Source organism: Streptomyces sp. NPDC026062, assembly GCF_055568375.1.
The window spans coordinates 142850-160903 of sequence record NZ_JBVHOQ010000011.1 but is presented as its reverse complement, the minus strand read 5'-3'; the positions used below and the strand labels follow the sequence as shown (position 1 = coordinate 160903).

The following is an 18054-nucleotide window of genomic DNA, read 5'->3' as shown; positions in this document are numbered from 1 at the left end:
CTTCCGGCGGCTCCACGCCCGTCATGGCTTCCGGCGGCTCCGCGCCCGTCATGGCTTCCGGTGGCTCTGCACCGGTGACGCGGCGTTGCGTGGTGCCGCGGGTGACGTGGTGTTGCGTGGCTCCGTGCCGGTGACGCAGCGTTGCGTGGCTCCGTGCCGCTCTTGGGTCCCGGTGGTTCTGTGCGGGTGACGGGTTCCCGTTGCTCGCCATCGGTAACGGGCGGTTCCGGGGGGCTCAATCTCCTCGTGTCAATGCGCTTCGGCCCCGCCGCTCCCTGCCCCGTCAGCCCGCCTTCTCCGCGCGCTCCGGCCCCGCGTCCTCCCGCTTCTCAGGCGCCGGAGAAGCTCGGCTCACCCTTCAAGCCCCGCAGCGTCAGCGTCAGCAGCCGATCCGCCAGCCCCGGATCGTCCGGGGACTGCTCGGCGGCCAGCGCGATCGCGTTCGTCAGCTGCATCAGATCGTCGATGGACACATCGGCCCGCACCGCCCCGCTCGCCTGCGCCCGGCCGAGCAGCACCGAACCGGCTTCGCGCAACGGCACATTGCACGGCGACAGGGCCGAGGTCTCGTCCCGGCACGTCGACATGAGTGCCTGGGCCAGCCCCCGGTACTCACCCGCATGAGTGATGAGCGCGCCCAGCCACTCCACCAGCCCCGTGCACGGCTGTTCCGCCCCGGTCAGTTCGCGGGAGCGGCCGATCAGCGAGGCCACCGCCTCCTGGAAGACCGCACTCATCAACGCGTGCCGCGTCGGGAAGTGCCGGTACAGCGTGCCGATGCCCACGCCCGCACGTCGTGCGACGTCCTCCAGGGACGCGTCGGTGCCGTGCTCGGCGAAGGAATGACGGGCCTCGGTCAGCAGCCGGTCGTAGTTGCGGCGCGCGTCGGCGCGCATGGGCCGGTCCGGCGTGCGGACCGGTGTCCGTGCCGTACTCATTGCCATGGCGCAGTCCTCCCTGTGTCCGCCCTGGGGTCCAGGATGCCATCGTGCAACCGGAGGTGCCCTCCGTAACGCCGGACGGCCGAAGTGTGCCCCGCGATGAACCGGCGCCCCGGTCACGTCCTCTGACGTGACCGGGGCGCCGGCGGAAAGGATGGGAACAGATGCCGCGAGGATCAGTCCTTGATCTCGCAGATGACAGCACCGGAGGAGACCGAGCTGCCGACCGCGGCGGCGAGTCCCTTGACCGTGCCGGCGCGGTGGGCGTTGAGCGGCTGCTCCATCTTCATGGCCTCCAGGACGACGATCAGATCGCCCTCCTTGACCTCCTGGCCCTCTTCCACCGCGATCTTCACGATCGTGCCCTGCATCGGGGAGGCGAGGGTGTCGCCGGACGCCGCGGAGCTGGACTTCTTGGCCGCGCGGCGCTTGGGCTTGGCGCCCGCCGCGAGTCCCGTACGGGCCAGGCTCATGCCCAGCGACGAGGGCAGCGAGACCTCCAGACGCTTGCCGCCGACCTCGACGACGACCGTCTCGCGGCCGGACTCCTCGTCCGTTTCGGCGTCGGCCGGAGCGGCGAACGGCTTGATCTCGTTGACGAACTCCGTCTCGATCCAGCGGGTGTGGATGCGGAACGGGTCGCTGGTGAACGCGGGATCGACGACGACCGCACGGTGGAAGGGGATGGCGGTGGCCATGCCCTCGACGTTGAACTCCGCCAGCGCACGGGCCGCGCGCTGGAGCGCCTGCTCACGCGTCGCGCCGGTCACGATCAGCTTGGCGAGCAGGGAGTCCCAGGCCGGGCCGATGACCGAGCCGGACTCCACACCCGCGTCGAGGCGGACGCCGGGGCCGGTCGGCGGGGCGAACACGGTGACGGTGCCGGGGGCGGGCAGGAAGCCCCGTCCCGGGTCCTCGCCGTTGATCCGGAACTCGAACGAGTGACCGCGCATCTCCGGGTCGTCGTACCCGAGCTCCTCGCCGTCGGCGATGCGGAACATCTCGCGGACGAGGTCGAGGCCGGTGACCTCCTCGGTGACCGGGTGCTCCACCTGGAGGCGGGTGTTGACCTCCAGGAAGGAGATCGTGCCGTCCAGGCCGACCAGGAACTCGACCGTGCCGGCGCCGACGTAGCCGGCCTCCTTCAGGATCGCCTTGGAGGCGGCGTACAGCTCCGCGTTCTGCGCCTCGGACAGGAAGGGGGCCGGGGCCTCCTCGACCAGCTTCTGGTGGCGGCGCTGGAGCGAGCAGTCACGGGTGGAGACGACGACCACGTTGCCGTGGGTGTCCGCCAGGCACTGGGTCTCCACGTGCCGGGGCTTGTCGAGGTAGCGCTCCACGAAGCACTCCCCGCGTCCGAACGCGGCCACGGCCTCGCGCACCGCGGAGTCGTAGAGCTCCGGGATCTCCTCCAGCGTGCGCGCGACCTTCAGTCCGCGCCCGCCACCGCCGAACGCGGCCTTGATCGCGATCGGCAGCCCGTGCTCCTCGGCGAAGGCGACGACCTCGGCGGAGCCCTCGACCGGGTCCGGGGTGCCCGCGACGAGCGGGGCACCGGCGCGCTGGGCGATGTGCCGGGCGGCGACCTTGTCACCGAGGTCCCGGATCGCCTGCGGCGGCGGGCCGATCCACGTGAGACCGGCGTCGAGCACGGCCTGGGCGAACTCGGCGTTCTCCGAGAGGAAGCCGTATCCCGGGTGGATCGCGTCCGCCCCGGAGTCCTTGGCCGCCTGGAGCACCTTGGCCATGTCCAGATAACTGGCGGCCGGGGTGTCACCGCCCAGAGCGAATGCCTCGTCGGCCGCACGCACATGCAGAGCGTCGCGGTCCGGGTCTGCGTAGACGGCCACGCTCCCGATTCCCGCGTCCCGGCACGCCCGAGCAACACGGACAGCAATTTCGCCACGGTTGGCGATGAGCACCTTGCGCACGATGGCTCCCTCCTTGAAACAAGCTGAGTTTAGGGACAACCGACACGGTCCTACGACCCGTCCCCAATGGTGAGCTTGCCCACACGGAGTGTGATTTGTGGCTTGCTCCAGTCGCGAAATCCCTTGTGGCACCACGGTACGCCGGGATTCATAACCGCACAGTAGCCACGAGGTGTGGTCCAGGTCTCTGTCCGCACGGGCAGCGACTTCCTGTGTTTCTTTGTGGAATTCCTACTAAGCGGCGCGTGATTCTTTGCCCGACGCACGAAGGCGCGCACAAGGAAGGCGTGAAGCCGGTGCGGGCGGGGGTACGACAGGGGTGCCGAACCTCTTGTCCGGAGCATTACCCGTTAGTAGGGTCCGCGCTATCGCAGGGACGCAGGGACGCAGGGACCGCAGGGAACAGGGGTGAGCACCGTGGTGCGCAGGCCGGTGGCTTTCATAGCCGCGCTCGTGCTGTTCGCGGAAGCCGTGGGCATCGTGATCATCAACGTGGTCCTGGGGACCGTCGTGAAGAACCAGGACATGTCCCTGGCGGGCACCGACCCCGGCGTCATGTCCAAGGGGGCCTGGGTACTGGGCGGCGTCTCGGGGCTGTTCCTGCTGGTGTGCGGCGTGCTGCTCCTGCTGGCCGGCATCCGTGACCGGGCCCCGGGCCGCGCCGCCCGGACCGTGCTCATCTGCTGCGCCGTCATCCACGGGGTGCTGGGCGCGCTGACGGTCGGTCTGGTGGGCTGGACGGCGTTCGTCACCATGATGGTGGTGCTCGGCCTGATCGTGCTGACGCTGGTCGCGTACGGCTCCGACGGCCAGGCGCCCACCACCGTCACCGAGCCCGAGCCCGAGAAGCCGGCGGCCCCGGCCCCCGCCTGATCCAACCCCTGTCCGACCCAGCCCCGTCCGACCCCAACCCCTGTCCGACCCCGGCCCCGCAGCCGGCGCGTCAGACCCAGAGGTCGGTGACCTGTACACCCAGCTCGCCCAGCAGCCGCCTCAGCAGGGGCAGTGAGAGCCCGATGACATTGCCCGGATCGCCGTCGATGGAGTCCACGAACGGAGCCGAGCGCCCGTCGAGGGTGAAGGCGCCCGCGACATGGAGCGGTTCGCCGGAGGCCACGTAGGCGGCGATCTCGGCGTCCGAGGGCTCACCGAAGCGCACGGTGGTGGACGCGGTCGCGGAGGCGGTGCGTCCGTTCGCCGTGTCGATCAGGCTGTGACCGGTCCGCAGGACCCCGGAGCGCCCGCGCATGGACTTCCAGCGGGCCGTGGCCTCCTCGGCGTCGGCCGGCTTGCCGAGCGCCTCGCCGTCCAGTTCGAGCACCGAGTCGCAGCCGATGACCAGGGCCCCCGCGGTCTGCGGCAGTCCGGCCACGACGGCGGCCTTGGCGCGGGCCAGGACGAGCGCGAGCTCGGCCGGGGTCGGGGCGCTCAGCGCGTCCTCGTCGACCCCGCTGACGATCACCTCGGGCGCGAACCCGGCCTGCCGCAGCAGACCCAGACGGGCGGGTGATTGCGAGGCGAGCACGAGACGGCGGCGAACGGGATCAGTCATGGGCGCCATCGTACAAACAGGCCGGACCCGCACCGCGCCCCGAGCACGGTCTCCGCGAGCACCGCGGCGGGTGCGGTCACCGCGTCCCGAGCACGATCATCGCGACCACCATGGCGAGCGCGAGCACCAGCCCCGCGCGCCGCATCATGTCCTGGGCGTCGCGCAGTTCCTTCGGCGGCTTGTTCTCGGGGTCGGACCACAACATGATCCGATCCTTGCCGCCGGGGCCTCGGCCGCGCCTGAGTACCCGTACTCAGCCGCTCTGGTGCGAACGGACCAGATCCCTCCGGTACGCGTGGAAGGCCCGTACCCCGGCGGCGCTTCCGTTCCAGGGGTACGGGCCTTCCACGACCGTCCGCATCGCGACCGTCCGGCCCGCGGCAGTCCGGATCGCGACCGTCCGGGACTATCCGGGCCAGTACGTACGCGCCCAGGCGCGCGGTCCTGGCGTGTGGCGGCCGTGCCGGGCCGGCCGGGCGGGGTCGGACCACTGGGCGGGCAGCTCCGGTGTGCCGGACGGCGCGGCGGACGCCGCCGCCGCGCGGGCCCGGACCACCGCCAGTGCGGCGGCCAGCTCCTCCGGGGTCGGGTTGCCCCGTATGACCTTGATCATGGTCAGGACCCTTTCTAGAGGGGGATGTTGCCGTGCTTCTTCGGGGGCAGCGACTCGCGCTTGGTCCGCAGCTGACGCAGCCCCTTGACCACCTGGGCCCGGGTCTCGTGCGGCATGATCACCGCGTCGACGTAGCCGCGCTCGGCCGCCACGTACGGGTTGAGGAGCGCGTCCTCGTAGTCCGCCATCAGCTCGGCGCGGGTGGCGTCCTGGTCCTCGGCGGCGGCGATCGTGCGGCGGTGCAGGATGTTGACCGCGCCCTGCGCGCCCATGACCGCGATCTGCGCGGTCGGCCAGGCGAGGTTCATGTCGGCGCCGAGGTGCTTGGAGCCCATGACGTCGTACGCGCCGCCGAACGCCTTGCGGGTGATCACCGTGATCAGCGGGACGGTGGCCTCCGCGTACGCGTAGATCAGCTTGGCGCCCCGGCGGATGATGCCGCCGTACTCCTGGTCGACACCCGGCAGGAAGCCCGGCACGTCTACGAAGGTCAGCACGGGCACGTTGAACGCGTCGCACGTCCGGACGAAACGGGCGGCCTTCTCGCTGGCGTTGATGTCCAGGCAGCCGGCGAACTGCATCGGCTGGTTGGCGACGATGCCGACCGGATAGCCCTCCACCCGGCCGAAGCCGGTGAGGATGTTCGGTGCGAACAGGGCCTGGGTCTCCAGGAATTCACCGTCGTCCAGCACATGCTCGATCGCGGTGTGCATGTCGTACGGCTGGTTCGCCGAGTCCGGGATCAGCGTGTCGAGTTCGCGGTCCTCGTCGCTCACCTCCACGTCCGCCTCCTCCGGGAAGGCCGGGGCCTCGGAGAGGTTGTTCGACGGCAGGTACGACAGCAGCGACTTGACGTACTCGATGGCGTCCTTCTCGTCGCCCGCCATGTGGTGCGCGACACCCGAGGTGGTGTTGTGCGTACGGGCGCCACCGAGTTCCTCGAAGCCGACGTCCTCGCCGGTGACCGTCTTGATGACGTCGGGGCCGGTGATGAACATGTGCGAGGTCTGGTCGACCATGACCGTGAAGTCGGTGATCGCGGGGGAGTAGACCGCGCCGCCCGCGCACGGTCCGACGATCAGCGAGATCTGCGGGACGACACCCGAGGCGTGCACATTGCGGCGGAAGATCTCCGCGAAGAGGCCGAGCGCCGCGACACCCTCCTGGATGCGTGCGCCGCCACCGTCGTTGATGCCGATGACCGGACAGCCGGTCTTCAGCGCGAAGTCCATCACCTTGACGATCTTCTCACCGTAGACCTCGCCGAGCGAGCCGCCGAAGATGGTGAAGTCCTGCGAGTACACGCAGACGGGGCGGCCGTCGACCGTGCCGTACCCGGTGACGACGCCGTCCCCGTACGGCCGGTTCTTCTCGATGCCGAAGTTCGTCGAACGGTGCCGGGCGAACTCGTCCAGCTCCACGAAGGAACCCTCGTCGAGCAGGAGACCGACGCGCTCGCGCGCGGTCAGCTTGCCCTTCGCGTGCTGCTTTTCCACCGCGCGCGCGGAACCCGCGTGGGTCGCCTCGTCGATACGGCGCTGCAGGTCCGCGAGCTTGCCCGCGGTGGTGTGGATGTCGATCTCTTCCGGCTCGGACATCGGGTGGCGGCTCCCTGCCTGGTCACGGGGACGGCTGTGCTGCTGATCAGCGGATGAACGGCTGACGGTCCGCAGCGCTGAACGGCTACTGATCCGTAGCGTATCGGCGCGGATACGGTTCGGCAGTGCGTCGTTTGACACACCTAGGGTGGCTTGCATGACACCTTCGGATGCGCCACAGAACCGTTGGTCGGACCTGGACCGGCCGCCCCTGAACGTCCCCGCGCTGCGCCGCGGGCTGCTGCGGCCGGGCGGTCTGTGGACCTCTCTCGACGTCGTCGGCGCCACCGGTTCCACCAATTCCGATCTCGCGGGGCGCGCGGCCTCGCTCGCCGAGGGCGCCGTCCTGGTCGCCGAGGAGCAGACCGCGGGCCGGGGCCGCCTGGACCGTACCTGGACGGCGCCGGCCCGCTCCGGACTGTTCTTCTCCGTCTACCTGACGCCGGGTGCCGTGCCGGTGCGGCGGTGGGGCTGGCTGCCGCTCCTGACCGGGGTCGCCGTGGCGACCGGGCTGGCCCGGTCGGCCGGCGTCGACACGGCCCTGAAGTGGCCCAACGACCTGCTGGTCACCGTCGACGGCCAGGAGCGCAAGGCCGGCGGCATCCTCGCCGAGCGGGCCGGTGACGGCGTCGTCATCGGCATCGGCCTCAACGTCTCCCTGCGCGCCGACGAACTGCCCGCCCCCACCGCCGCCTCGCTCGCCCTGGCCGGAGCGGTCTCCACCGACCGAGAGACGCTGCTGCGGGGTGTGCTGCGCTCGCTGGAGCAGTGGTACGGGCAGTGGCGCGAGGCCGACGGCGACGCGGCGGCCAGCGGGCTCCAGGAGGCGTACGCGGCGGGCTGCGCGACGCTCGGCCGGACGGTACGGGCCCAGCTGCCCGGCGACCGCTCGCTCACCGGTGAGGCGGTGGCGATCGACGGGGACGGCCGGCTGGTCCTGTCGTCGGACGACGGCCTGCGGGAACCGGTCTCGGCGGGCGACATCGTGCACCTGCGCGGCGCGGCGGGCGGACTGACCTGAACGGCGCCCGCTTGTCGTACGCGCCGACCCGTCCGGTAACGCCTCGACGACGTGAGCCAGGGCACACCTGCCGTATCGTTGAGGCGATCCACCGACAGATCGGCAGGGCAGTGCGCAGGGAACGGGCAGGAGGCGGCTGGTGACCGTCGACGACACGACCTCCGGCGCGGGCGCGGAGCCCCCGTCGGACTCCTCGGTCCACGCGACACCGCATCACGAAGTCGACCACACGGCCGAACCGACCGACGATCCCCTGGCGATCCGGCTGGAACAGCTGATCCTGGGGGCCGACCGGCGCTACACCCCGTTCCAGGCCGCCCGGACCGCCGGGGTCTCCATGGACCTGGCCTCCCGGTTCTGGCGGGCCATGGGCTTCGCCGACATCGGCCAGGCCAAGGCGCTGACCGAGGCCGACGTACTGGCGCTGCGGCGGCTGTCCGGCCTGGTCGAGGCCGGGCTGCTCAGCGAGCCGATGGCGATCCAGGTGGCCCGGTCGACCGGGCAGACCACCGCCCGGCTGGCGGAATGGCAGATCGATTCCTTCCTGGAGGGCCTCACCGAGCCGCCCGAGCCGGGAATGACCCGCACCGAGGTCACGTACCCGCTGATCGAACTGCTCCTGCCCGAGCTGGAGGAGTTCCTGGTGTACGTGTGGCGGCGCCAGCTCGCCGCCGCCACCGGCCGGGTCGTGCAGGCGGCCGACGACGAGGAGATGGTCGACCGCCGCCTGGCCGTCGGCTTCGCCGACCTCGTCGGGTTCACCCGGCTGACCCGCCGCCTGGAGGAGGAGGAGCTGGGCGAACTCGTCGAGTCCTTCGAGACCACCTGTGCCGACCTCGTCGCCGCGCACGGCGGCCGGCTCATCAAGACCCTCGGTGACGAGGTCCTTTTCGCGGCCGACGACGCGGGCACCGCGTCCGAGATCGCGCTGCGCCTCATCGAGGCGATGACCCTGGACGAGACGATGCCCGCCCTGCGCGTCGGCATCGCGTTCGGCACGGTCACCACCCGGATGGGCGATGTCTTCGGCACCACGGTGAACCTCGCCAGCCGGCTGACCTCGATAGCGCCGAAGGACGCCGTGCTGGTGGACGGGGCGTTCGCGAAGGAACTGACCCGTACCGGCGACGCCCCCGTCTCCGAGGCGAGGGCCTCGGAGGAGGCCGCGGCCGCCGCCGAGCGGGCCGCCAAGGAGGGCGCGGACGGCGGGGAGCCGGCCCCCGCCCCCAGGTACCGCTACGGGCTCCAGCCGATGTGGCAGCGCCCGGTGCGTGGCCTCGGCATCGTCGAACCGTGGCTGCTGGCCCGTCGCGGCACGTCCTGACGGCCGTCTGCTGACCGGCCGCCGGCCGCCGGGCCGCTGGACTCGCGAGGCTGCTGGGCGCGGACCGCTGCCTGGTTGCCGGGCCCGGCCTGTCGCGCCGCTCGCCGTTGCCCGCTCGTCCGGCCGGCCCGTCCTGACCGCCCCCTGACCTCCCCTCCAGGGAGAGCTCTAGGATCCCTCCGGTAACGCTCGTTAACCGACAGGGGTGCAGCCATGACCGTCACGTCCGAGCAGCGGTTCGGGGAGTTCGTCGTCGTACGGGGTCACGAGGGCCTGGAGCATGTCGCCGAGCTGGTGCTCGACCGGCCCAAGGCCATGAACGCCGTGTCCACGGACATGGCCCGGTCGATCGGTGCCGCCTGCGCCGCGCTCGCCGCCGACCCGGACGTCCGGGTCACCGTCCTCACCTCCAGCCATGAGCGTGCCTTCTGCGTGGGCGCGGACCTCAAGGAGCGCAACTCCTTCACCGACGCGGATCTGGTGCGCCAGCGGCCCACGGCACGCGCCGCCTATACGGGAGTGCTCGAACTTCCGATGCCGACGATCGCCGCCGTGCACGGGTTCGCGCTGGGCGGCGGGTTCGAGCTGGCGCTGTCCTGCGACCTGATCGTCGCCGACGCGACCGCCCTGGTCGGCCTGCCCGAGGTGTCGGTCGGGGTGATCCCGGGCGGCGGCGGTACCCAGCTGCTGCCGCGCCGGATCGGGGCGGCGAGGGCCGCCGAGCTGATCTTCACCGCCCGCCGGGTGGCGGCGGCCGAGGCGCGGGAGCTGGGGCTGGTCGACGAGCTGGTCGCGGAGGGCGAGGACCGGGCCGAGGCGCTTGCGCTGGCCGGCCGGATCGCGGCGAACTCCCCGGTGGGGCTGCGGGCGGCCAAGCGGGCGCTGCGGCTCGGACACGGGCTCGATCTGCGGGCCGGCCTGGAGGTCGAGGACTCCGCATGGCGGTCGGTGGCCTTCTCCGGCGACCGGGCGGAGGGCGTGGCGGCGTTCAACGAGAAGCGGAAGGCGAACTGGCCCGGCGAGTGAATCCGATGTGACTCCACCGAATCCGATCGCGACTCCGCGACTCCGCGACTCCGCGTGTGCGGAGGCGACGCATCGCACATATCTGGAGTCACAAACTGATCAAATCCACACAAATCTACATAAGCTGGGGCAATGGGTGGTGATGATGCGCGGCTGCGGGCCGTGGTTTCGCTGGCACAGGCGATGGCGGCGGCGCACACCCCGCGGGGGTGCTGGCGAGCGGCCGCGCTGGGGGCGTGCGAGGCGCTGGGCGGCAGTTTCGCCGCGCTGTCGGCCTGGGAGCGCGGGCGCGGGCGGCTGCGGGTCCTGGTCAACGCGGGCGAGCGGGTCGACGGGGAGGAGGAGTTCCCCGATGCGGAGACGTACCCGGTGCACCAGTTCCCGGAGATCACCGAGTTCCTTCACGAGCGGTGGGCCGGGGGCGGGGAGCCGGACGCCTGGGTGGAGACCGCCGACGGGCCGGTGGAGCCGGAGTCCGGGGCTGCCGGTGCCGGGGGTGCGGATGTGTCGGGTGCCCATGGTTACGGGCGTGGCTACTGCCATCAGCGGGTGGCGGCGCTGCGTCGGCGCGGGCGCGGCTGCTGTGTGGTCGCGCCGATCGTGCTGCACGGGCGGGCCTGGGGCGAGCTCTATGTGGCGCGACGGGTGGGGGAGCCGGTGTTCGGCCGCAGGGACGCGGACTTCGCCACCGTGCTGGCCGCCGTCGTGGCCGCCGGGATCGCCCAGACCGAGCGCCTGGAGGAGGTGCGCAAGCTCGCCTTCACCGATCCGCTGACCGGCCTCGCCAACCGGCGGGCCGTCGACATGCGGCTGGACGAGGCGGTGGAGCGGCACCGGGAGGACGGCTCGGTGGTGAGCCTGGTCGTCTGCGATCTCAATGGCCTCAAACGGGTCAACGACACCCATGGGCATGCCGTCGGTGACCGGCTGCTGGAACGTTTCGGCTCGGTGCTGTCCCGCTGCGGGGCCATGCTGCCCGGAGCGCTGGTGGCCCGGCTCGGCGGGGACGAGTTCTGTCTGCTGACCCTGGGGCCGGGGACGGACGAGGTGATCGCGGCGGCCACGGAGCTCTGTGAGCGGGCGGCCGGGCTGGAGTTCGGCAACGGGGTCGCCTGCGGGATCGCCTCCACGGGGGATCCGGTCGGTCCGGTGGTCTCCGCGCGGCGCCTCTTCCGACTCGCGGACGCGGCCCAGTACCGGGCGAAGGCGGCCCGTTCCAGCAGGCCCGTGGTGGCGGGGCGGGACGACGAGGTCGTCCGGCTGGCCGACTCCCCGCCGAAATCCGCCCACGACCGCCGCCGGCTGCGCGGAGCCGCCCCCGAGGTGACGGATTCGGTAAGGGGCCACCCCGGGGACCACTAGTGACATGTACGGTTTCAATCCGTACGCTTCTGAATATGGATATGCAATCAGTCGTGGTGGGGACGTCCGGCACCACCGCTCGGGACGTCATCGCCGTGGCCCGGGGCAACGCCCGTGTCGAGCTCTCCGCCGCCGCGGTGGCCGCCCTGGCCGCCGCCCGCGAGATCGTGGACGCGCTCGCCGCCAAGCCCGAGCCGGTCTACGGCGTCTCCACCGGATTCGGCGCTCTGGCCAGCCGCCACATCAGCCCGGAGCTGCGCGCGCAGCTCCAGCGCAACATCGTCCGCTCGCACGCCGCCGGCATGGGGCCGAGGGTCGAGCGCGAGGTCGTCAGGGCGCTGATGTTCCTCCGGCTGAAGACGGTCGCCTCCGGTCACACGGGTGTGCGGCCCGAGGTCGCGCAGACCATGGCGGACGTACTCAACGCCGGGATCACACCCGTCGTTCACGAGTACGGTTCCCTCGGCTGCTCCGGAGATCTGGCACCGCTCTCGCACTGCGCGCTGACCCTGATGGGCGAAGGCGAAGCGGAGGGCCCCGACGGGACCGTGCGCCCGGCCGGTGAACTCCTCGCGGCCCACGGCATCACCCCGGTCGAGCTGCGCGAGAAGGAGGGCCTGGCGCTCCTCAACGGCACCGACGGCATGCTCGGCATGCTCGTGATGGCCCTCGCCGACCTGCGCGGCCTCTACACCTCGGCCGACATCACCGCCGCCCTCTCGCTGGAGGCCCTGCTCGGCACGGACAAGGTCCTCGCCCCCGAGCTGCATGCCATCCGCCCGCACCCCGGCCAGGGTGCCAGCGCCGACAACATGCTGCGGGTGCTTGCCGGTTCGGGGCTGACCGGTCACCACCAGGACGACGCGCCGCGCGTCCAGGACGCCTACTCCGTGCGCTGCGCGCCCCAGGTCAACGGAGCCGGCCGCGACACCCTCGCGTACGCGGCGACCGTCGCGGACCGCGAACTGGCGTCATCCGTCGACAACCCGGTCGTCCTTCCCGACGGCCGGGTCGAGTCCAACGGCAACTTCCACGGGGCGCCGGTCGCCTACGTCCTGGACTTCCTGGCGATCGTCGCCGCCGACCTCGGCTCGATCACCGAGCGCCGCACCGACCGGCTGCTGGACAAGAACCGTTCGCACGGGCTGCCGCCGTTCCTCGCCGACGACCCCGGGGTCGACTCCGGCCTGATGATCGCCCAGTACACCCAGGCCGCCCTGGTCAGCGAGATGAAGCGGCTCGCCGTCCCCGCCTCCGCCGACTCGATCCCGTCGTCCGCCATGCAGGAGGACCATGTCTCGATGGGCTGGTCGGCCGCGCGCAAGCTCCGTACCGCCGTCGACAACCTCGCCCGGATCGTCGCCGTCGAGCTGTACGCGGCGACCCGCGCCGTCGAACTGCGTGCCGCGCGGGGCCTGACCCCGGGCCCCGCCTCGCTCGCCGTCATCGAGGCGCTGCGGGCGGCTGGCGTGGAGGGCCCCGGCCCGGACCGCTTCCTGTCGCCGGACCTGGCCGCCGCGGACGCCTTCGTCAGGTCGGGCAGGCTCGTCGAGGCGGTCGAGCCTGTCACCGGCCCGCTGGCCTGACCGCCGCCACACGCGCGAGCGGCCGCACCGCCGCCGGGAGGCGACGTACCGCCCCGCACACGCGCGAGCGGCCACCGGGGCCCCGGTGGCCGCTCGCGCGTACCGCTCACAGGGCCGGCTGCGGACCTCCGCGACGGCCGGCGTACGTGACGAAGCCCGCACCGGCGCCCAGGAGCGCCATGCCGCCGACGAGATACGGCGTCGTGTCGATCCCGGTCCCGGTCTCGGCGAGCGTGGTGGAGCCCAGGTCGGGGCCGGGGGTACCGGCGCTCCGGCCGGTCGTGCCCGGCGCGGTGGACGCGTCGCCCGCGTTGGCGGACGGGACGAACCACAGTGCGCACAGCAGTGTTCCCGCGGCGGTGGCGGTCAAAAGCGGGCGGCGGGTGATGGCCACGGAATCGATCCCCTCGGGGCAGCCGTAAGAGAGAGGGCTCCCCGAATACCGGGTTCCCTCGGGCCTGTTGCGCCGATGCTAATGAACGCAGCGGGTCGCGGGAAAGCCATGGCGGCCGGTCCGCCTACGCTCCCCCTCATGAGCACTTCTGAGACATCACGATTCGTTCGCCTTCGTGTCGAAATGGTGGTGGAGATCACGGACGCCGAAGCCCTGAGCGGGACGGCGCTGGAAAGCCTCGCGGCGGAGTACGGGGAGCCCGGCGGTGAGTTCGCCGAGGAGCGCACGCATGCCGAGACCGCGGTACGGGAAGACGGTGCGGAGGCCCTCGCCTCGCTGATCGACCCGTTCGACCTGGTCGGCGAGGTCCCCGGGGTCGAGCTGACCCAGGCTTCCTGGAGCAGCGAGACGATCGACTACGACCCGGAGGACCCGGACGGATGGGACCTCGATGACGGCCAGGACGAGGACGACGAGGGATACGACGACGAGGGCGACGGCGACGGGAGCGCTTCCGGCGTCCCGCACAATGGGGAGGAGAGCGACAGGGACGGCAGCACGGAACGGCGGGTCTAGCGGGTGGCGACACCGGCTCCGGCCCGCTTCCGGCGGACCGGTGCCGGGAATGTGTGAGCCGCCGGTGGGTACGGATCGCGGACGTGCTGTACGACCGGGCCGCGCACCGGCGGCCCCTCCGGATGATGAACAGCGGGAACCACGGCTGTCGGTACCGCGTCGATGAGTGGTGTTCCCCACATCTGAGACGGAAATGGAACGGGCCACCCGTCCAGGGTGTTCTTGGAACATTGAAGGGGTACCGCCCGGCGACGGCCTTGCTCCGGTTTTTTTGGGGATTTCGGCAACGATGGAGAAGCGTGTGATGACGGACAGCAAACGGCGCAGGGGCCTGATGGCCGCGTCCGCACTGCTCGGCGGCGTGCTGGTGCTTTCGGCCTGCAACGACGGCGGGGACAAGGGCGGCCCCAGCCCCGACAGCTCGAAGCAGTCACAGGCGGCCGAGGTCGACAAGGCGGCTGCCGAGGAGGCCTCGGAGGCGCAGATAGCGATCTCCCCGAAGAATGGCGCGACCAACGCGAGCATCAACAACGCGGCCAAGGTCACCGTCACCAAGGGCAAGCTGACGGTCGTCACGATGACCACGGCCGCCGGGGAGAGCGTCAAGGGCACGCTGTCCGCCGACGGCACGAGCTGGCAGCCGGACGGCCAGCTGGAGCGCTCGACCACGTACAAGATCAACGCGGCGGCACAGGACTCCAAGGGCCGCGTGGCACACGAGAACTCCTCCTTCACCACCGTGTCGCCCGCCAACAGCTTCATCGGGAACTTCACCCCCGAGGACGGCTCCACCGTCGGCGTCGGCATGCCCGTCTCGATCAACTTCAACAAGCCGATCACGGACCAGAAGGCCGTCCAGGACGGCATCACCGTGACCTCCAGCAGCGGCCAGCAGGTCGTCGGCCACTGGTTCAACTCCCAGCGCCTGGACCTGCGCCCCGAGGACTACTGGACGGGCGGCTCCACCGTCACGCTGAAGCTGGCGCTGGACGGCGTCGAGGGCGCGGACGGCGTCTACGGCGTGCAGCAGAAGACGGTCACCTTCAAGGTCGGGCGCAACCAGGTCTCGACCGTGGACGCCAAGACGCACACGATGACCGTCACCCAGAACGGAAAGACGATCAAGACCATCCCGATCTCGGCCGGCTCGTCGGAGAACCCGACGTACAACGGCCAGATGGTGATCTCCGAGAAGTTCAAGGAGACCCGGATGGACGGTTCGACGGTCGGCTTCACCGACGACGACGGCAAGGGCGAGTACGACATCAAGGACGTGCCGCACGCCATGCGGCTGTCCACGTCGGGCACCTTCATCCACGGCAACTACTGGGGCGCCAAGTCGATCTTCGGCGGCGCCAACACCAGCCACGGCTGTGTCGGCCTCGCCGACGTCAAGGGCGCCGGTGACCCCAACGCGCCCGCCGCGTGGTTCTACGACAACTCCATGATCGGCGACGTGGTCATCGTCAAGAACTCCCCGGACGCGACCATCAAGCCCGACAACGGCCTCAACGGCTGGAACATGAGCTGGGCCCAGTGGACGGCGGGCTCGCAGGCCTGACCGGGCCGGCCGCTCTCCCCACAGCCCCGTAGGCCGAAGGCGGCGGCACCGGATCCGCAAGGTTCCCGGTGCCGCCGCCTTCGGCGTACGGGGCTGTTCTCATCCCGCTCTCATCCTGGCCTTAACCCACCATCACAAGCGGCACCTAGCCTCGCGCCATGTTCTTCACCTACCTCCGGCGCGAGCTGCGCCGCCGCAGAAAGGCGGCGCTCGTCGTCGCCTCGGGGCTCGCCCTCGGTATTGCGCTGGTCATCATCGTGAGCTCGGTCTCCTCGGGCATGAGCAAGGCCCAGGACAAGGTCCTGGAATCGCTGTACGGTCTCGGCACGGACATGACCGTCACCAAGGCCGCCGCGGCGCCGGGATCCAACACGGAACGCCCCCGGTTCGAGTTCGACGCCAAGGGCAGCGACGACGACTCGACACAGAGCACGGACCGGGTCATGGTCCAGGGCTTCCAGACGCTCGCCTCCACCACCGTCGACAAGGTGGACAAGCAGACCGGCGTAGCCGACGCCGTCGGCGGACTGAGCATGACCGTCATGAAGGTCGACGGCCAGTTCAAGCGCGGTGAGTTCAAGCAGGACGGCGGTACGTCCCAGGGCGGCGGCCGCGGTGGTCCCGGCGGCGGCAGCGGCCAGCCCCAGGGTGAGGTCCAGGGCGGCGGCGCCTCCTTCGACGTCAACTCCTACACGGTGTACGGAACCGACGTCACCAAGCAGGACCTCGGCCCGCTCACCTCGTCGAAGATCACCGCCGGGCGTACGTTCAAGGCGACCGAGACCAACGGCAAGGTGGCCGTCGTCGACGCCGCGTACGCCAAGGAGAAGAAGCTCGCCACCGGCAAGACGGTGACCATCCACGGCACCACGTTCACGATCATCGGTGTCTCGACGGCCGACAGCGGCGACGCGGCCGCCAATCTCTACATCCCGCTGAAGCAGGCGCAGACCCTCGCCGACGCGAAGGACAAGGTCACCACGGTCTACGTCAAGGCCGTGGACTCGCAGGCGATCGACAGCGTCAAGGCGACCATCCAGAAGAACATCTCGGGCACCACGGTCACCACATCCGCCGATCTCGCGGACACCGTGTCCGGCTCCCTGTCCACCGCGTCCGACCTGGCCTCCAGCGTCGGCAAGTGGCTCTCCATCGCCGTGCTCATCGCAGCCTTCCTGGTGGCGGGACTCCTCACCTCCTCCGCGGTCAGCCGCCGCGTACGGGAGTTCGGCACCCTCAAGGCGCTCGGCTGGAAGAGCGGCCGGGTCACCCGCCAGGTCATCGGCGAGGCACTCGTCAACGGCCTGATGGGCGGCGTCCTCGGCATCGCGATCGGCCTCGCCGGCGCGTACGTCGTGACCGCCGTCAGCCCCACCCTCACCGCCCAGCTCGGCTCCTCCGGCGGTGGCGGCGGCGGGATGCGCGGCGGCATGATGGGCGGCCCGGGCCGGCAGAGCGCGTCCAAGTCGCTCGACATCGCGCTGACCGCCCCCGTCTCCCTCTCGATCATCCTGATCGCCGTCGGCCTGGCCGTGGCGGGCGGGCTGATCGCGGGCGCCTTCGGCGGCTGGCGCGCCTCCCGGCTGCGCCCCGCGGACGCGCTGCGCCGCGTCGAGTAGCCCGCCGGGGGAGGCCCGGCACACGGGCCTCCCGCTCCCCGTCCCCAGCGATCCGTGCCCCCAGGGGCGGGCGCCCGGGATCCGCGATCACCCTCCAGCAGGAGCTGACCCATGTACACCCTTCAAGGCGTCACCAAGCAGTACACGCGCGGCAAGTCCACCGTCCACGCGCTCGCCGGCGTCGACCTGACCATCGAGGACGGCGGCCGCCTGGTCATCCAGGGCCCCACCGGCGGAGGCAAGTCCACGCTGCTCCAGATGCTCGGCGGCCTGGACCGCCCCACGGCCGGCAGCGTCGAACTCGACGGCGTGGACCTCGCGAAGCTCGGCGAGGCCAAGCTCACCAAGGTGCGTGCCGAGAACATCGGCTTCGTCTTCCAGAGCTTCAACCTCATCCCCACGCTCACCGCCCAGGAGAACGTCGAGACCGCCCTGGTCCCGCTCGGCGTCAAGGCGTCCGAACGGCGCAGAAGAGCCGCCGAGGCGCTCGACTCGGTCGGCCTCGGCGAACGGCTCGGCCACCTCCCCAGCGAGATGTCCGGCGGCCAGCAGCAGCGGGTGGCGATCGCCAGGGCCCTGGTCAAGCAGCCCAAGGTGCTGCTCGCCGACGAGCCCACCGGCAACCTCGACGAGTCCATGCGCGACGAGATCATGGAGGTGCTGGAGACCATGTGGAAGGAGCACGGGCTCACCTTCATCATGGTCACCCACGACAGCGCGATCGCCCGCCGGGCGCCCCGGCTGGCCACCATCCGCAAGGGCAAGGTCACCATCACGGAGAACGCCGCGGCCTGACCCGGCAAGCACCTCGCCGCCGAGAGCCGGCGGGCCCGCGCCGACGGACCCGCCGGCTCTCGGACCGGGGCCGCCGGGGCTTCCGGGCCGGGGCCGCCGACGACCGGGCCGGGGCTTCCGGACGGGTACGCACGCCCATGGGTGTACGTACCCGT

Annotated in this window: 17 protein-coding genes; 10 read left to right on the top strand and 7 right to left on the bottom strand. The window is 71.3% G+C overall.

Going from position 1 to position 18054, the window contains the following annotated elements:
• Window positions 1–329 precede the first annotated feature (329 nt).
• Both ACZ4LX_RS13035 and ACZ4LX_RS13030 read right to left on the bottom strand, forming a co-directional pair.
• Window positions 330–944 (bottom strand): TetR/AcrR family transcriptional regulator, encoded by a 615-nt coding sequence (locus ACZ4LX_RS13035; RefSeq protein WP_467643108.1) that lies wholly within the window; start codon window positions 942–944, stop codon window positions 330–332.
• Between the two features lie 173 nt (window positions 945–1117).
• Window positions 1118–2872, bottom strand: coding sequence for an acetyl/propionyl/methylcrotonyl-CoA carboxylase subunit alpha (locus ACZ4LX_RS13030; protein WP_467643111.1), 1755 nt, complete (start codon window positions 2870–2872; stop codon window positions 1118–1120).
• A gap of 408 nt (window positions 2873–3280) precedes the next feature.
• Here ACZ4LX_RS13030 and ACZ4LX_RS13025 point away from each other — a divergent pair, with 408 nt between their 5' ends.
• Window positions 3281–3745: a hypothetical protein gene (locus ACZ4LX_RS13025; protein ID WP_467643114.1), complete on the top strand. Its 465-nt coding sequence runs from the start codon at window positions 3281–3283 to the stop codon at window positions 3743–3745.
• 70 nt (window positions 3746–3815) lie between these two features.
• Here ACZ4LX_RS13025 and ACZ4LX_RS13020 read toward each other — a convergent pair whose 3' ends face one another.
• From ACZ4LX_RS13020 to ACZ4LX_RS13005, 4 genes are all read right to left on the bottom strand, one after another.
• Window positions 3816–4433, bottom strand: coding sequence for a Maf family protein (locus ACZ4LX_RS13020; RefSeq protein WP_467643117.1), 618 nt, complete (start codon window positions 4431–4433; stop codon window positions 3816–3818).
• Between the two features lie 67 nt (window positions 4434–4500).
• Window positions 4501–4629 (bottom strand): morphogenic membrane protein MmpB, encoded by a 129-nt coding sequence (mmpB, locus tag ACZ4LX_RS13015; RefSeq protein ID WP_359078709.1) that lies wholly within the window; start codon window positions 4627–4629, stop codon window positions 4501–4503.
• Window positions 4630–4830: 201 nt separating this feature from the next.
• The gene (locus tag ACZ4LX_RS13010; protein WP_467643120.1) at window positions 4831–5037 is read right to left on the bottom strand and encodes an acyl-CoA carboxylase epsilon subunit; all 207 of its coding nucleotides are present in this window, start codon (window positions 5035–5037) and stop codon (window positions 4831–4833) included.
• Window positions 5038–5051: 14 nt separating this feature from the next.
• Window positions 5052–6635 carry an acyl-CoA carboxylase subunit beta gene (locus tag ACZ4LX_RS13005; RefSeq protein WP_467643123.1) on the bottom strand — a complete coding sequence of 528 codons (1584 nt, stop codon included), beginning with the start codon at window positions 6633–6635 and terminating at the stop codon, window positions 5052–5054.
• A 157-nt stretch (window positions 6636–6792) separates the two neighbouring features.
• Here ACZ4LX_RS13005 and ACZ4LX_RS13000 point away from each other — a divergent pair, with 157 nt between their 5' ends.
• From ACZ4LX_RS13000 to hutH, 5 genes are all read left to right on the top strand, one after another.
• The gene (locus tag ACZ4LX_RS13000) at window positions 6793–7656 is read left to right on the top strand and encodes a biotin--[acetyl-CoA-carboxylase] ligase (RefSeq protein ID WP_467643126.1); all 864 of its coding nucleotides are present in this window, start codon (window positions 6793–6795) and stop codon (window positions 7654–7656) included.
• A 139-nt stretch (window positions 7657–7795) separates the two neighbouring features.
• Window positions 7796–8980 (top strand): adenylate/guanylate cyclase domain-containing protein, encoded by a 1185-nt coding sequence (locus tag ACZ4LX_RS12995; protein WP_467643128.1) that lies wholly within the window; start codon window positions 7796–7798, stop codon window positions 8978–8980.
• Window positions 8981–9193: 213 nt separating this feature from the next.
• Entirely contained in the window at window positions 9194–10006 is an 813-nt protein-coding gene (locus ACZ4LX_RS12990) for an enoyl-CoA hydratase/isomerase family protein (protein WP_467643131.1), read from the top strand.
• A gap of 132 nt (window positions 10007–10138) precedes the next feature.
• Complete coding sequence (locus ACZ4LX_RS12985) at window positions 10139–11368, top strand: GGDEF domain-containing protein (protein ID WP_467643134.1); 1230 nt, start codon at window positions 10139–10141, stop codon at window positions 11366–11368.
• 35 nt (window positions 11369–11403) lie between these two features.
• Window positions 11404–12954, top strand: coding sequence for a histidine ammonia-lyase (gene hutH, locus ACZ4LX_RS12980; RefSeq protein WP_467643136.1), 1551 nt, complete (start codon window positions 11404–11406; stop codon window positions 12952–12954).
• Between the two features lie 106 nt (window positions 12955–13060).
• Here the strand turns inward: hutH and ACZ4LX_RS12975 are convergent, their stop codons facing one another.
• Entirely contained in the window at window positions 13061–13348 is a 288-nt protein-coding gene (locus tag ACZ4LX_RS12975; protein ID WP_467643139.1) for an LPXTG cell wall anchor domain-containing protein, read from the bottom strand.
• A 138-nt stretch (window positions 13349–13486) separates the two neighbouring features.
• Between ACZ4LX_RS12975 and ACZ4LX_RS12970 the strand changes: the two genes are divergently transcribed.
• From ACZ4LX_RS12970 to ACZ4LX_RS12955, 4 genes are all read left to right on the top strand, one after another.
• Entirely contained in the window at window positions 13487–13924 is a 438-nt protein-coding gene (locus tag ACZ4LX_RS12970) for a hypothetical protein (RefSeq protein WP_467643142.1), read from the top strand.
• A 289-nt stretch (window positions 13925–14213) separates the two neighbouring features.
• Window positions 14214–15485: a L,D-transpeptidase gene (locus ACZ4LX_RS12965; RefSeq protein WP_467643145.1), complete on the top strand. Its 1272-nt coding sequence runs from the start codon at window positions 14214–14216 to the stop codon at window positions 15483–15485.
• Between the two features lie 158 nt (window positions 15486–15643).
• Complete coding sequence (locus ACZ4LX_RS12960; protein ID WP_467643147.1) at window positions 15644–17104, top strand: ABC transporter permease; 1461 nt, start codon at window positions 15644–15646, stop codon at window positions 17102–17104.
• Between the two features lie 111 nt (window positions 17105–17215).
• The gene (locus ACZ4LX_RS12955) at window positions 17216–17899 is read left to right on the top strand and encodes an ABC transporter ATP-binding protein (RefSeq protein WP_467643150.1); all 684 of its coding nucleotides are present in this window, start codon (window positions 17216–17218) and stop codon (window positions 17897–17899) included.
• The last annotated feature ends 155 nt before the right edge of the window (window positions 17900–18054 follow it).

Coding starts and splice junctions, on each gene's coding strand:
- ACZ4LX_RS13035 (WP_467643108.1), bottom strand. CDS start 944: ATGGCAATGAGTACGGCACGGACACCGGTCCGCACGCCGGACCGGCCC.
- ACZ4LX_RS13005 (WP_467643123.1), bottom strand. CDS start 6,635: ATGTCCGAGCCGGAAGAGATCGACATCCACACCACCGCGGGCAAGCTC.
- hutH (WP_467643136.1), top strand. CDS start 11,404: ATGGATATGCAATCAGTCGTGGTGGGGACGTCCGGCACCACCGCTCGG.
- ACZ4LX_RS12955 (WP_467643150.1), top strand. CDS start 17,216: ATGTACACCCTTCAAGGCGTCACCAAGCAGTACACGCGCGGCAAGTCC.
- ACZ4LX_RS13020 (WP_467643117.1), bottom strand. CDS start 4,433: ATGGCGCCCATGACTGATCCCGTTCGCCGCCGTCTCGTGCTCGCCTCG.
- ACZ4LX_RS13010 (WP_467643120.1), bottom strand. CDS start 5,037: ATGATCAAGGTCATACGGGGCAACCCGACCCCGGAGGAGCTGGCCGCC.
- ACZ4LX_RS13000 (WP_467643126.1), top strand. CDS start 6,793: ATGACACCTTCGGATGCGCCACAGAACCGTTGGTCGGACCTGGACCGG.
- ACZ4LX_RS12970 (WP_467643142.1), top strand. CDS start 13,487: ATGAGCACTTCTGAGACATCACGATTCGTTCGCCTTCGTGTCGAAATG.
- ACZ4LX_RS12990 (WP_467643131.1), top strand. CDS start 9,194: ATGACCGTCACGTCCGAGCAGCGGTTCGGGGAGTTCGTCGTCGTACGG.
- ACZ4LX_RS12960 (WP_467643147.1), top strand. CDS start 15,644: ATGTTCTTCACCTACCTCCGGCGCGAGCTGCGCCGCCGCAGAAAGGCG.
- ACZ4LX_RS12965 (WP_467643145.1), top strand. CDS start 14,214: ATGGAGAAGCGTGTGATGACGGACAGCAAACGGCGCAGGGGCCTGATG.
- ACZ4LX_RS12985 (WP_467643134.1), top strand. CDS start 10,139: ATGGGTGGTGATGATGCGCGGCTGCGGGCCGTGGTTTCGCTGGCACAG.
- mmpB (WP_359078709.1), bottom strand. CDS start 4,629: ATGTTGTGGTCCGACCCCGAGAACAAGCCGCCGAAGGAACTGCGCGAC.